The 13,576-nt window shown below is 62.1% G+C and carries 10 protein-coding genes; 1 reads left to right on the top strand and 9 read right to left on the bottom strand.

Translation table 11 applies throughout. From position 1 onward, the window contains the following. Positions 1 to 14: 14 nt before the first annotated feature. From AKL28_RS02315 to AKL28_RS02300, 4 genes are all read right to left on the bottom strand, one after another. The gene (locus AKL28_RS02315; RefSeq protein WP_050466441.1) at positions 15 to 1,133 is read right to left on the bottom strand and encodes a sugar phosphate nucleotidyltransferase; all 1,119 of its coding nucleotides are present in this window, start codon (positions 1,131 to 1,133) and stop codon (positions 15 to 17) included. Positions 1,134 to 1,191: 58 nt separating this feature from the next. Then, positions 1,192 to 2,514 (bottom strand): UDP-glucose dehydrogenase family protein, encoded by a 1,323-nt coding sequence (locus AKL28_RS02310; protein WP_050466440.1) that lies wholly within the window; start codon positions 2,512 to 2,514, stop codon positions 1,192 to 1,194. A 65-nt stretch (positions 2,515 to 2,579) separates the two neighbouring features. Further along, complete coding sequence (locus AKL28_RS02305) at positions 2,580 to 3,734, bottom strand: WecB/TagA/CpsF family glycosyltransferase (protein WP_231602309.1); 1,155 nt, start codon at positions 3,732 to 3,734, stop codon at positions 2,580 to 2,582. A gap of 31 nt (positions 3,735 to 3,765) precedes the next feature. Continuing rightward, positions 3,766 to 4,959 (bottom strand): glycosyltransferase family 2 protein, encoded by a 1,194-nt coding sequence (locus AKL28_RS02300; RefSeq protein WP_156226214.1) that lies wholly within the window; start codon positions 4,957 to 4,959, stop codon positions 3,766 to 3,768. A gap of 335 nt (positions 4,960 to 5,294) precedes the next feature. On the opposite strand from AKL28_RS02300, the gene AKL28_RS02295 reads away from it, so the two are divergent. Next, on the top strand, positions 5,295 to 6,707 hold the full coding sequence (locus AKL28_RS02295; RefSeq protein ID WP_231602308.1) for an Atrophin-1 multi-domain protein: 1,413 nt from the start codon (positions 5,295 to 5,297) through the stop codon (positions 6,705 to 6,707). A 68-nt stretch (positions 6,708 to 6,775) separates the two neighbouring features. Here AKL28_RS02295 and AKL28_RS02290 read toward each other — a convergent pair whose 3' ends face one another. The 5 genes from AKL28_RS02290 to AKL28_RS02270 are packed head-to-tail and all read right to left on the bottom strand — an operon-like array spanning position 6,776 to position 13,532. Further along, positions 6,776 to 8,758 (bottom strand): acyltransferase family protein, encoded by a 1,983-nt coding sequence (locus tag AKL28_RS02290; protein WP_050466438.1) that lies wholly within the window; start codon positions 8,756 to 8,758, stop codon positions 6,776 to 6,778. 52 nt (positions 8,759 to 8,810) lie between these two features. After that, entirely contained in the window at positions 8,811 to 9,869 is a 1,059-nt protein-coding gene (locus AKL28_RS02285) for an acyltransferase family protein (protein WP_050466437.1), read from the bottom strand. Then, the gene (locus tag AKL28_RS02280) at positions 9,866 to 11,092 is read right to left on the bottom strand and encodes a glycosyltransferase family 4 protein (protein ID WP_050466436.1); all 1,227 of its coding nucleotides are present in this window, start codon (positions 11,090 to 11,092) and stop codon (positions 9,866 to 9,868) included. Before AKL28_RS02280 ends, AKL28_RS02285 begins: the two co-directional genes overlap by 4 nt. Positions 11,093 to 11,143: 51 nt before the next feature. Beyond that, positions 11,144 to 12,583 (bottom strand): O-antigen ligase family protein, encoded by a 1,440-nt coding sequence (locus AKL28_RS02275; protein ID WP_050466435.1) that lies wholly within the window; start codon positions 12,581 to 12,583, stop codon positions 11,144 to 11,146. Positions 12,584 to 12,632: 49 nt separating this feature from the next. Then, complete coding sequence (locus AKL28_RS02270) at positions 12,633 to 13,532, bottom strand: glycosyltransferase family 2 protein (protein ID WP_050466434.1); 900 nt, start codon at positions 13,530 to 13,532, stop codon at positions 12,633 to 12,635. Between the last annotated feature and the right edge of the window lie 44 nt (positions 13,533 to 13,576).

The following is a 13,576-nucleotide window of genomic DNA, read 5'->3' as shown; positions in this document are numbered from 1 at the left end:
CAAAATCAGATGTTTCAAGCTTGTTTCCGTGGCTTGAGGCGCCGGTCTCTGGCGTCGTTCCAATGGTTGTCGTCGTATTCGGAAATATGCTTCATTTCGCCCTCGCGCGTCACGCTGTAATTACCGCAAACGACCGATTCTTCCACTTTGGTGCCTGGCGCGGTGCGAGTGTACTCGAACAACACGCTCCTGATGATCTCAGACCCTGCGCAAATATGGCTGCCATGGCCGATCCAGGAAGGGCCGACGATCTTGCTGCCGGCTTCGACATGCGTGCCGGCGCCAATATACACCGGCCCTTCGATGGTCGTTCCCGCCCAATCGATACGGGTATTCAGGCCGACCCACAAGCCTTCCCGCACCTGCGTTCCCGGCACATACATCTGCGCCACCTTGCCGCTGAGCACGCCTTGCAGCACGCCCCAGAAATCGGTGACATTACCAATGTCTATCCAGTTGAAAAAGCGCTTCTGTGCGTAGAACGGCAGTTTCTTTTCCACCAGCAGCGGAAACAGGTCCGAACCGATGTCAAACACGGCATTGCGCGGAATCAGGTCCAGCACCTCCGGCTCCATGATATAGATGCCGGTACTGGCCAGGTTGGACAATGCCTCTTCGCGCTTGGGCTTTTCCTGGAAGGACTGCACACGGCCTTCGTGGTCCGCTACCACTACGCCGTAACTGGAAACCTGCTCCAGCGGCACCTCCTTGGTGATCACGCTGACCATTGCCCCCTTGCTGCGGTGTTCAAAAAGCGCGGACTGGATATCCAGGTCGATCAGCGCGTCGCCGCAGATGACCAGTGTGGTTTCATCAAAGAAACCGCCGAACTCCTGGATCTTCTTCATGCCGCCGGCCGAACCGATGGGATGCGGATGCACTTCCCCCGCTTCGTCGACATAGCCTTCGAAGGAATAGCCGATGCGCGCGCCGAAACGCTGGCCGTCACCGAAGTAGTCCTCGATCTTTCCATGCAGGTAGCTGACATTGACCATGATGTCATGGATGCCGTATCTCACCAGATGCTCGACCAGATACTCCATCACCGGCTTGCCCAGGATGGGAATCATCGGTTTGGGCAGCTCATAGGTCAGCGGCCTTACCCGCGTTCCCTTGCCGGCTGCCAGAATCATCGCTTTCATAGTGTCCTCATGCTGAGTGAATTCGGTCTTTGGCGCTATGCCCGCAGAATCAGCGGCGGCCGATGGCGAAGTACTCGAAGTCCTTCTTGCGCAGTTGCTCCGGCGAATACAGGTTGCGGCCATCGAAGATCACCGGATGCTTCAGCGCGAGCTTGATGGCATCGAAGTTGGGCGCGCGGAACTCCTTCCACTCGGTCACGATGACCAGGGCATCGGCGCCGGCCACGGCGCCCGACGGCGAATCCGCATAGACCAGGCGGTCGTCGTTGCCGTAGATGCGGCGCGCTTCGTTCATCGCCACCGGATCGTAGGCGCGCACGACAGCGCCCATTTCCCACAGGCCCTCGATCACCACGCGGCTCGACGCCGCGCGCATGTCGTCGGTATTGGGCTTAAACGCCAGGCCCCACAGGGCGAAGGTCATGCCGCGCAGGTCAGAACCGAAACGGCTGCGGATCTTGTTGAGCAGCACATGCTTCTGGTCGTCGTTGGCATCTTCCACCGAGCGCAGCACCTTCAGGCCGATACCGTTTTCGTCGGCGGTGCTGATCAGCGCCTGCACGTCCTTGGGGAAGCAGGAGCCGCCGTAGCCGCAGCCCGGATACAGGAAGTGGAATCCGATACGCGGATCGGAACCGATGCCCACACGGATCTGCTCGATGTCGGCGCCCAGCTTGTCGGCCAGGTTGGCCAGTTCGTTCATGAACGAGATCCGGGTCGCCAGCATGGCATTGGCCGCGTACTTGGTCAGCTCGGCCGAGCGCACATCCATCACGATCACGCGGTCGTGGTTGCGGATGAACGGCGCATACAGGTCGCGCATGGCGGTGATGGCGCGCTGGTCGTCGGCGCCGATGACGATACGGTCCGGCCGCATGAAGTCTTCCACGGCGGCGCCTTCCTTGAGGAACTCGGGGTTGGACACTACTGCAAATTCCTGCTCGACGCCGCGCGCGGCCAGCTCCGCGGCGATGGTTTCGCGCACCTTGTCGGCGGTGCCGACCGGCACGGTGGACTTGTCGATGACCACCTTATAGCCGGTCATGTACTTGCCGATGTTACGGGCCGCCGACAGCACGTACTGCAGGTCGGCCGAACCGTCTTCGTCGGGCGGCGTGCCGACCGCGATGAACTGCAGCTCACCGAAGGCCACGCTCTCCTCGATGCTGGTGGTGAAGCCCAGGCGCTTGGCCGCCTTGTTCCGCAAGACCATGTCAAGCAGGCCGGGCTCATGGATGGGAATACCGCCATCGTTGAGCACCTTGATCTTGCTTGCGTCCAGGTCCAGGCACAGGACATCGTTGCCCATTTCCGCCAGGCAGGTGCCTGTGACCAGGCCAACGTAGCCGGTGCCGATAACTGTGATTTTCATAGCGTGCTTTCCTCAGGGAGTATGCAAAAAAGAAATGGGTATTGGTTGAATGGCTTATTGCGGCCTCAGGCGGCATGGCCGGCAGGTTCGATCAGGTAATCGGCACAATGCCAGCGCAACAGGCGGCGCAGCGCAGGCGACGAGTTGGCCAGTTGCAACGAGCGGGCCTTGGCCACGCAGTCTCCCTGCAACAGCATCAGCAATGCCAGCACCGCGCTGTCGACGAAATCGGTGCCGTCCAGATCGATGCAAACCAGGATGGCCGGCGACGCGGCCAGTTGCTTGAGGGCGGGACGCAAGCGGTCGATGTTTTCCCCGCCCCAGGCGCCGGACAACGCCAGGACGATGCGGTCCCCCTCATCGCGCACTGCCAGTGCGGCACGGTCGAATTCAGGCTTGGCCGGCCGCTTGCGCCTGGCCAGCATGGCCGGCACGACGCGCGTGGCCAACAACTGCAGCAGAGCCGCACCATCGTCCCAATAGCGGCGCCACAGCTTGGGCTCTTCCTTGATGCGCCAGACCCATTCGAGGCCGCATTTCTGCAGCCATCCGGGCGCGCGCGAGACCGTGCCCGCCACGAAGTTGATCACCGCGCCAAGATGGCTCACCAGCGGCACTTGAAGCGCCGGCAGGTTGTACTTGATCCACTCCTGGCCCTTCTTGGCACCCAGCGCCACCACCAGGAAATCGGCGCCGCTGCGGTTGATATGCTCGATGGATTTGGCGTCGCTCATCTGCGCCACACTACCGAAGCCCGGCGAATTGAAACCCACGCACCGCATCCGCGACTGCTCGGCATTGAGCCTGATGCTGGCGGCTTCGGCCACACCCGGCGGTCCGCCAAAGAAGTACACCTTGAGCGGACGCTCCAGGCGCGCCACGGGACGCCGCGCATCCGCCAGGCGCAATGCCTGGAACAGGCTGGAACCGGCCACGCGCTCATGCAATGGAATGCCCAGCACCTTGGCGATCCATATCAACGGCATGCCGTCGGCAATGGAAAGATCGCTCTGGATGACCGAATTGCGGAACGCCGGATCGTCCATGCAAGCGATCGCGAAATTCAGGTTGGGCGTGGAGAAGAAGCAGCGGCGTCCGTCACGTGCGGCAACACGCAGCTGGTCGGCCGCTTGCTCAACGCTTACGCGGTCGAACGGCAGCCCGAGGATGCAATGGACGTCACGGTCGAAATCGGCCGACGCCAGTGGGGCCTCCGGCAAGATCTGTTCCTCCTGCGCGGCCCGTGCCTGATTATTCTGTATCACGTTTTGACCTCACCCATTCCACCTGGCGATTGACCAGGAATTTCAAATAGAGCGGCAGCTTGCCCAGCACGTAGAGCGCCGCCATCATCAGTTCGCCGAAGGAGATCACCTTCCTGCCATACTGCATCCAGGCCGCCACAATGGACACGCCGATGGCCAACACCAGCAAGGCCGCCACGAATGCCGGCGCCCACAGCGAGAACACCGCCCACGCCAGCAGCGACACCGCCAGCGCTCCCGCGCATAGCAACACCAGCAACGCCAGCGGCGGCACGCACAGGTCCAGCGCCAGTCCCAGCAACGCACCGTTGCCGGCGCCGACGCCGGCTGCCAGCAAGCGCGGCACCTGCGTCAGGATCACGCTCATATGGCCGTGCTCCCAGCGGGTGCGCTGCGTACGGCTACCGGCCTCGCTGCTGGGGAAATAGCTGTACACCAGCGCTTCCGGGCAGAACAGCGGCGCCCGCCCCTCGCGTGCAAGATCCACGCCCAGCTTCATGTCTTCGACGATATGCCCGGTCGCCAGCTCGGCCTTGCTGATCAGCTTCCAGGGGAAGGCCATGCCGGTCCCCATCAACTGGCATGGCAAGCCGAGATGCTGGAAGCCGAGCGGGCGCACCAGGTTCTTTACCAGCCACGCGAACTCCGCGATCTTGCGCATCGGCCCCGCGCCGGCCGGCGAATACATCAGGTAGAGCGCCTGCACCGGACGGCCGCTGTGAGCGGCGGCGCGCGCCACCATGTCCAGCGCGCCGGCCTCGGGAATGCAATCGGCGTCGACGATGATCACCACCTCCGGCACATCGGCGGCCAGGTGGGCCATGCCATGGTCAAGCGCGTAACCCTTGCCGCGTTTCTGGTCATGAAAGCGCTCGGTAACTTGTGCGCCCGCGCGGCGCGCAAGCTCGGCAGTATTGTCGGAACAATTGTCGGCCACTACCAGCAAGCGGTCGCCGGGTTCCAGTTGAGCGCGCACGCTGGTGATCACCTCGACGATACCGCCCGCCTCATTGTGGGCCGGCATCAAGACCGCGATGCGCGGTCGCTGCACCCTCAAACGGGTCGCGCGATGCTGCGCAATGATCGCCGCCATCGCCTGCACCAGCAGCACGCAAACGGGAATAGCCAGCAAGCTCAGGCCAAGGAGCAAAATTAGCTGCACCGCAAAATTCATTTCCATATGTCTTCCCTTGTTGAGGTTGTCATTCAAAAATCGTTATCCCCCTCAGGAAAACCACTTCTTTGACAAGCATGATGGGAAAAGAAATTCACCCCGGAAGAAATATTTGAATAAAAAATGCGGCATCACAGCATGCGAATTTCCCTTACTGCACAGTGCAACTGAACGATCTCCGACAAGTGCACTCGCATACGAGTCGCCTACACCAATCATTTACTTGTTCCGGTATGAATCCACTCCCTCATCCCTATACTGAAAAACAAAAATCCGACCGCCATCCTTCCCTATCCAGCTCTGCAGTAACCCCTCGTCCAATCCAATCTCAAGGAGTCCACATGAAAAAACGAATCCGCTTGCGAAGCGCCATGGCTACCGCAGTACTGCTGAGCTTTTCCATGGCAATCCCGATGCCGGCACAAGCTGCCCAATTCGGTACCTACCAACAACCCTTTGCCGCCAACTCCTTGTGGAACAGCCGTCCGGTTGAGCCGACCTTCGCCAGCGACGTTATTCCCACGTCGTCCTACTTCCCGTCCATCAGCACCGGCGCCTACTCCACCGGCATCTTCCTTGCCGCCGCCAATGACGGCCCGATGACCGTCAAGGGCGCCAGCGGCAAGCAAGGCCTGCTCAACGCCGACGACGAGACCTACCACGACGTCACCATTCCGCGCTGGCCTGCCTCGGCCCTACCTGCCACCGGCAGCGACGGCCACGCCGACATCGTCGACCCGGTCACCAACATCATTCATTCCTTCTGGCAGTTGAAGAAGGAAGGCACGCAATGGGTCGCCACCCAGTACGCCTGGACCAAGCTCGACGGCAGCGGCTGGCCCGATCCCGGCCATTACTACCAGGGCGCCCGCGCCACCGGTGTACCGGCGGCGGGCGGGCTGATGCGCATCCACGAAGTGGCAGACCGCAACGCGCCCTACTATCCGCATGCGCTGTGCCTCTCGCTCACCACCAACGGCCTGTCGACCAACCCGACCTATGTGTTCCCGGCCACCACCGCCGACTGGAACGCCGCCGCCGTCAACACCGGCGCCTTCCCGGAAGGCTCGCTGCTGATGCTGCCGCCGTCCTTCGACACTGCGCAGATCACCGATGCCGATTTGCGCAAAGTGGCCGAGACCCTGAAGCGCTTCGGCGCCTATGTGGTCGATACCAACGTCGGCACGCCGTTTTCCATCTATGCCGAGATCGGCTCCGACATCAACCCGCACCGCAACGGCTGGAACACCGGCAACGCCAACCAGTTGCAGCTGATCCGCGCCAACCTGCGCCGCGTAACCGGCGCCAAGGGCTGGGTCGACGGCAATGGCAATGCCTTCACGCCGGAGAAAAACCTCAACCTGCTCTCCATGCGCGGCAACTGGACGCTGCAGTCAGGCACCGTGGCCGGCGCCTACCAGTCGTGGGAGCAGGCCGTGGTATTTCCCGCCACCACCACCCAATCGCAGGTGGTGAACTACAACAGCAACAACCTGCATCCGGTGTCATGGGCATTGCCCACCGCCGGCGTGAGCTACACGCTCACTGCCAAGACCACCGGCGGCGGCAAGCTGCGCTTGACCGTGGTCGACAAGGGCAACGGAAACAAGACCCTGGTCGATACCGGCTTCCTGGACAACGGTCAGACCGCCACCTTCCAATGGAGCGGCGCCAACCCGATGGCGATCGTCTACGCACAGAGCGGCATCGGCGCCGGATCCAAGGTCGGCGGTCAATTGCTGCGCGCGAACTGATCCGCCCACTTTCCGGTACATCGCCCGCGGCCATTCCGGTCGCGGGTATTTTTTCGGCCCGCACCTAATCAAGGCGCCTGCAACTGGACCAGTCCCTGCTGCTCCATCCGGTCCAACACCAACTGCGACGCGGCCACGCTGATGTGCTGGTTATCGTTGTACAAGTACTTGCCACGGACCTTGGCCAGGCACTTGCCGTCGGCGCAGAACACCGGCGTCGGGTCGTAAACCACCAGTCCCGGCAAGCTCGCCTGCAACGCCTTCACCGCATCGTTGTACTGCGCACGCAATGCCTCGTTCTCTTGCGGCGTATACACGCAGTCGCGTTCGGCCGATGCATCGAAGCGGCTCACGCAGGCATGCGGATCGCGTTTGAGATGCGGCACGTCCATCACGTACACCACCTTCTTGCCCATCTTCTGGAATTGGCCGATCAGGCTGGCGTTACCGGCCAGGAAGGCCTCGCGCTGTGATAGCGGCTTGCCGTCCAGTTCATAGCGTGAGGCCTTGGCCAGGTCGCCGCGCGGGTAGGTGTTGCTGATCACCACCGTATCGATGGAGGGCGTGCGCGCCGCCACGGCCAGCGCTTCCTGCGCAATCGCGGTGCAGTTGTTGCCCCAGTCGTGCGCACCGCCGGCCTTGTAGGGCAGGTTCGGATAGAGATAGCAGGAATGCCCGGCCACCATGATGGAACTGGCCTTGACCGCATGCGAATAGACCGCCGAATGCAAGGCCATCATGTGGCTGTCGCCGACGAACATGACCTTGGGCGTGGCGGAGTTGGACAGGCAAACCTCTTCCGGCAGGATCTTGCTCTGGTTGAGCTTGGGGCAACTGGCATCGGCATTGCGCGATCCCAGGAAAACATCGCCGGCGGCGATGAAATCGAGCCGTTCGTTCAGTGGCCGCTGCACGAAGCCGGCGTTGAAGTAGATCCCCAGCCCGACCACGCCGACCACCACATTGACCGCCGCCAGCGCCAGCACCGGACGCAGGCTGTTGGTGGTGCGCAGCGGCCGCTCGATGAACAGGTAGGTAAGCCAGGCCAGCACAATCGCGGCCAGCGCCGCACCCAGGCGGATGGCAGGATTGGGCGTAGCGCCTTCGATGATGGTGGCGAAGGCCAGCAGCGGCCAGTGCCACAGGTACAGGGGGTAACTGATCAGGCCGAACCATACCGGCACGCGGCTGGCCAGCAACTTGCGGTTGCACCAGGCTCCCGGCCCTGCCGACAGGATCAGGAAAGCGCCCACGGTCGGCAGCAAGGCCCACCCGCCGGGGAACGCCCGGGTGTTGTTGACCACCGCGAACCCGATCACCAGCAAGGCCAGGCCGAGCACCGACTGCAAGTCGCGATGGAAGCGGTTCAGTTGCGGCCGGTGCAGGTTGATATAGGCCAGCGCACCGCCGACCATCAGTTCCCAGAAACGCGACAATGGCGAATAGAAGGCCGCGGTCTGGTCATGCCCGACCAGGTAGATGTTGACCGCGAACGACACCAGCCCGATCACGCCCATGATGCGCAGGAAGCCCCACTTGCGCCGCCAGACGAATGCCAGCAGCAGCGGCCAGAACAGGTAGAACTGCTCCTCGATGGCCAGGCTCCACAGGTGCAGCAGCGGCTTGGTCTCGGCCGCGTTGTCGAAGTAGTTGCTTTCTTTCCAGAACAGGAAATTGGAGATGAAACTGGAACCGCCGAACAAATGCTTGCCCAGTTGCTTGTACTCGTCGGCGTACAACAGCATCCAGCCGCCGGCGATGCACAGCAGCATCACCGTCATCAGTGCCGGAAAGATCCGGCGGATACGGCGGATGTAGAAATCGACGATGCTAAAACGTCCCTGCTCCAGGTTCTTGAAGATGATCAGCGAGATCAGGAAACCGGAAATGACGAAGAAGATGTCGACGCCGATGAAGCCACCCGGCAAAAATTCCGGGAAAGCATGGAATGCCAGCACCGACAGGACGGCGATCGCACGCAAGCCGTCGATATCGGGACGATATTGCGGATGCAGCGAGGTGCCGTGTTCGTGAGCTTTTGCGATTGCCATGTCGGTCTTGTTGAAAATGTTTTCCGGGTAACGGTAACGGGTACTGGATGCCCTAGCGGAAGCGCACCCGCAGCTGCCGCAGATACGTGTCGAGGTAGCGGTCGATCAGGAACGCAAACAGCAGCGCCACTGCAGCCGCCGCCAAGCCGTTGAGCAGCGGCGATGGACTCATTGCCTCCAGGTTCTCCAGCAGAATGTGATGGATCAGGTAGATCGAATACGAATAGACGCCTATCTTGCGCATCACCGACAAGTTCAGCAGCCGGTGGAGGAAGCTCGTGCTGTCGCCGATCGAGTAATAAAACAATGGGATGAGTGCCAGCCCCTGCAGCGAATAGCGCAGTCCCTCACGGAACGATTCCTCGCGCACCAGCAAGGTCAGCAGGATCACCAGGGCGCCGCCGGCGATACCCAAACGACTGGCAACCTTGCTGCGCAACGCGGCCTGCCAGCGCTGCGGCAAACTGACCGTAGCCAGGATGCAGCCGTACAGGATCGAGTCGATGCGGGTATCGGTTGCATAGTAAGTGCGCGACATCGAGAAGTCCGGCATCGCCACCAGATGCAGGCGCCACGACAGCACCAGCACGCACAGCAGCGCCAGGAATACCGGGATGAGCGCGTGGCGGATACGGCCCAATAGCAGCAGCAACAAGGCCGGAAAGACAAAGTAGAAGTGTTCTTCCACCGCCAGCGACCAGAAGATGCCGGTACCCCGTGGAACCGTGTGCCCCGGATCGAAAAACAGCACATAGTAGTTCGCGAAGTAAAACAGCTGGGCGAAGAATCCGCGCCAGGTGGCATTCCCCTGCAGCAGGCCGGCGGCCGTCAGCAGGTAGGCGCCAACCAGTACCAGCACCAGCGGCGGCGTCAGGCGCAGGGCGCGGCGGATATAGAAATTGCGGATCTGAATGGTGCGGGTCGCGCCGTACTCCCGCAGCAGCAGCGTGGTAATCAGGTAGCCGCTGAGGAAGAAGAAGATGGTGACGCCCAATCCGCCCGGCACCAGCTCGCCCAGCCCCGCATGGCTCAGGAACACGATGGCGATGGCAACGGCCCGCCATCCATCCAGGGACGGTATTTCCTTGTGATGTGTATGCGCCAGATTCAAACGGCTGCCCCCGCGTGCGAAGGCAACGAATCGCGAATCATGGCGGCCAGCTTGCCGGCCTCGGTATCGACCGAATGCCGCTCCACCACGCGCACATAGGCGGCGCGCCCCATTTCTTCAAGCCGGGCCGGCGAGGCCTCCAGGCAAGCGCGCATGGAGCGCGCCAGTTCCTCGATATCGCCGGCGGGGAACAGCCAGCCGTTCTCATCGTTTTTCACCAGCTCGGGGATTCCGGCCACGTAGGTGGTCAGCACCGGACGATGCAAGGACATTGCTTCCATCAGCACCACCGGCAAGCCTTCGGCAAAGCTGGGCAGCACCAGCGCGCGCGCAGCCAACAGTTCGGCGCGCACCTGGTCGCTGCTGATCCAGCCGGTGATGCGGATCTTTTCCTGCAGGCCGTACTGCGCGATGGCTCCGTCGATTTCCCTGCGCATTTCGCCGTCGCCGGCCAGGACCAGCTCGAAGCCGACACCGGCCCGGTCCAGCAGGTGTGCGGCTTCCACCAGCAACAACTGCCCCTTCTGCTCGCACAGGCGCCCCACGCACACCAGGCGCGGCGCAACGGCCGGCGCGCTTTCCTCACCGACATAGAAAGCGGGTTCCAGCCCGCAATGCACGATCCCGACCTTGCGCCAGTCGCGATGGCCGGCCCAGCGGAACAACTGGCTGCGGCCGTAAGAACTGATGGCCACGGTGAAGGCGGAACGGTGGATCTTTTCGCCCAGGCCAAGCTGCACCGGCTTGTCGAACTCCTCCGGACCATGCACGGTGAAGCTGTATTGCGCCCCGCCCAGGCATTGGGCCAGCATCGCAATCTCGGCCGAATTGGTGCCGAAGTGCGCATGCAGGTGCAAAGCCCCGTTACGCCGCATCATCCGCACCACCCTCGCCGCCTCGGCCAGGTAGACCAGATGGTATGGCAGCGAGCGTTCGCCGTTGCGCGCCATGCGCATGGCCAGCACCAGCGACTTGAGAAACGCCTGCGGCCGCTCGATCGCCGCGCCCATTACATCCTTGAGCAAGGCACCCATGCCTTCCTTGAGCACATATTCGGTGCGCTCGCGCTCGGCCTGGTCTTCCTGGTCGACCACCTCCGCATCCCAGCCGCGCAGTGCGATGCGCTGCACGTCGAAACCTTGCCGTTCCATCGCGGCGATCTCGCGCCGGATGAAGCTGTGGCTGACTTTGGGATACTGGTTCACCAGGTAGGCAATTTTCATGGGTATCGTCGTTGTCTGATTGGGAAAGCCGGCGGCATCGTCGGATGCCGCTCAGCGCGCACGTGTGGTGGCAGGAAGACGGTATCCGGGCAGCCGCTTCTGGCGCCGCCGCTCCTGCTCCGCCTTGTAGGCATCGCTGTTGTAGTACAGGGCGCAACCGGCGCCGCACAGCAGCCAGAAGTACCAGTTGAAGGCAAGGTAGGCCAGCACGTTGTCGGAGGCCGATACAATCAGATGCTCGACTGCGATGAAGATCAGCATGCATGCAGCCAGTTTGTCCGCCGGATAGAGTTTGGCCAGCATGCGGATGACGGCATAGAACACGAAAAAATAGGCCGCGATGCCGATCAGTCCGGTATCGAAGAACCACTGGACGTAGACGCTGTGCGCTCCCCACGGAACGCCACCCGCCAGCGGGAAGAACACCACGGAATAATGCAGGAAGGATTCGACGCCGTAGCCCTGCAGGTAATGCGACGGCGACATCCAATGCAGGCCGGATTTCCAAAGCAGCACACGCCAGGCGAAGGAGTTGAGCTTGGCATACGTCTCGACCGTATTGCCGCTGTCGAGCTGTGCGATGCGCTCATGCACGCTGGGGATCATCAGCGCGATGAGCGGCAGCACCATGAGGTACAGCAGATAGCGCCGCTCGAACAGGGTACCGTACAGGAAGAACATCAGGAAGCAGGCGATCCACGCGCTGCGCGTCTGCGTCAGCAGCAGCAGCCCCATGAGGAAGAACATCCACGACATCAGGCCGATACGCTTCAATTGCGTCAGCCGGAACTCCGGGCTCTTCAGCACATACAGGCCCATCGACAGCACCAGCGTCAGGTAGAACGCCAGGATGTTGGCATGGCCGAAGGTACTTTGCAGGCGGAAACCGCTCAAGCCGCCGCGCGCATTGAGCGCCACGGTAACCACGCCATACAAGGCCGGCAGCACCGACGACCAGATCACCAGCTTCACCAGCGAACGGAAATCCTCGGGTGTACGCACGATGTAAAACGCGCAGATGAACATGGCGCAGTACGACAGCAGCGACAGCACGATCTTGAGGGCCGCGCCCAGTTCCGGCGACACCGCCAGTCCGTAGAACGACACAGCCAGCAGGATGATCCACGGCACCATGACCGCCCGCGGCAAGCGCTGCGGCTTTTCCACCACGAACAGGAAGGCGATGAGGATGATGAGCGCATTGATCGCTCCGCCCAGGCCGGGAGAGAAACCGGAAGCGTTAGTCGCACGCGTGGCTTCCAGGACGATGTCCCCGGCCGAGCGCAGCAGCACGATGATCAACAGCAGCAGCGTGCGATTGAAAATCATCAGCCCGCCCAGGATGAACAATGCCGGCAGCGCCGCCAGACGGGCGTAGCTGTCGCCCACCATGCCGGCGAAAATCGGCACGATGATCCCGATGACGAGGGCCAGCAACAGCATGCCGCCCAACAGGACCGGCTGCGATGTCTGAAAGTATTTCCTTTTCATGGCTGGCTTTCCTCCTGGCCAGGCTGTGCGCCTGCTCCGCGGTTCATTCTCAATATCCGACATTGCGGGTGATCTTGCGCTTGCATACGCGCGCCAGCGTCAACAATGCCCAGACCAGGTTGGACGGCGTGGGCATCAGCTTGAGCACTTCCGCGATCATCCTGGTGACGTTGCCCAGCGAGGCCGCCGATACGAACACCTTGGCGAACTCCTTGAAAGTCGCGACCTTCACCGCCACGCCCATCTCTTCCAGTTGCGGACGCAGCTTGGAAAGCATGCGCTGATGGCCGGCGATGATCTTGGTGGGATTGGCCGAAATGCGGTGCCGGTCGCCCGAGTTTTGCAGGTAACGCACCAGGTACTGCTGCACGCAGCAAATCTTGGTGACCTGGTTGATGCGCACGAACAAGTCCCAGTCCTGGCAGCTGCGCATTTGCTCATCCATGCCGCCGGCGGCGACCAGGGCGCTGCGGCGGACCATCACGCTGGAGAAAGTGCCTACCGCATTGCGCATGAACAGCGCTGCGACCTTCGCACCGTCGAGCACATCGCTGAAGCGCCAGAGTTCCCTGCCCCGAGGGTCGACACCGATCAGCCAGGTATAGACGAAACCGTAGTCAGGTCCCTTGCGCTCCAGTTCGGCCAGTTGCAGTTCGAGCTTGTTGGCGGCCCAGGTGTCGTCGCTGTCGAGGAAAGCGATGAATTCGGCGCTGGCAGCCTGAATGCCGGTATTGCGCGCGGCGCCGCCGCCACGGTTGTTCTCGTGGGCAAGGTAGCGCACGCGCGGGTCGGCGATCGCCTCGACCTGGGCGCGCGTGTCGTCCTTGGACGCATCGTCGACCACGATGATTTCAATGTCCTGCACCGTCTGCTGCAAGACGCTGTCGATCGACTCGCGGATGCAATGTCCGCGGTTATAGGATGGGATCACCACGCTGACGATAGCCATTCATGCTCCTGTCGTATGCTGGGCCATGCGTTGCCTGTCGGCGC

Origin of the sequence: Herbaspirillum chlorophenolicum (genome assembly GCF_001189955.1) — a bacterium.
GTDB lineage: Bacteria > Pseudomonadota > Gammaproteobacteria > Burkholderiales > Burkholderiaceae_D > Herbaspirillum > Herbaspirillum chlorophenolicum.
Note: the sequence above shows the minus strand (reverse complement) of the source record. Positions and strands in the feature narration are given on the sequence as shown.

Coding starts and splice junctions, on each gene's coding strand:
- AKL28_RS02280 (WP_050466436.1), bottom strand. CDS start 11,092: ATGAAAATTGCCTACCTGGTGAACCAGTATCCCAAAGTCAGCCACAGC.
- AKL28_RS02300 (WP_156226214.1), bottom strand. CDS start 4,959: ATGGAAATGAATTTTGCGGTGCAGCTAATTTTGCTCCTTGGCCTGAGC.
- AKL28_RS02310 (WP_050466440.1), bottom strand. CDS start 2,514: ATGAAAATCACAGTTATCGGCACCGGCTACGTTGGCCTGGTCACAGGC.
- AKL28_RS02270 (WP_050466434.1), bottom strand. CDS start 13,532: ATGGCTATCGTCAGCGTGGTGATCCCATCCTATAACCGCGGACATTGC.
- AKL28_RS02295 (WP_231602308.1), top strand. CDS start 5,295: ATGAAAAAACGAATCCGCTTGCGAAGCGCCATGGCTACCGCAGTACTG.
- AKL28_RS02315 (WP_050466441.1), bottom strand. CDS start 1,133: ATGATTCTGGCAGCCGGCAAGGGAACGCGGGTAAGGCCGCTGACCTAT.
- AKL28_RS02290 (WP_050466438.1), bottom strand. CDS start 8,758: ATGGCAATCGCAAAAGCTCACGAACACGGCACCTCGCTGCATCCGCAA.
- AKL28_RS02275 (WP_050466435.1), bottom strand. CDS start 12,583: ATGAAAAGGAAATACTTTCAGACATCGCAGCCGGTCCTGTTGGGCGGC.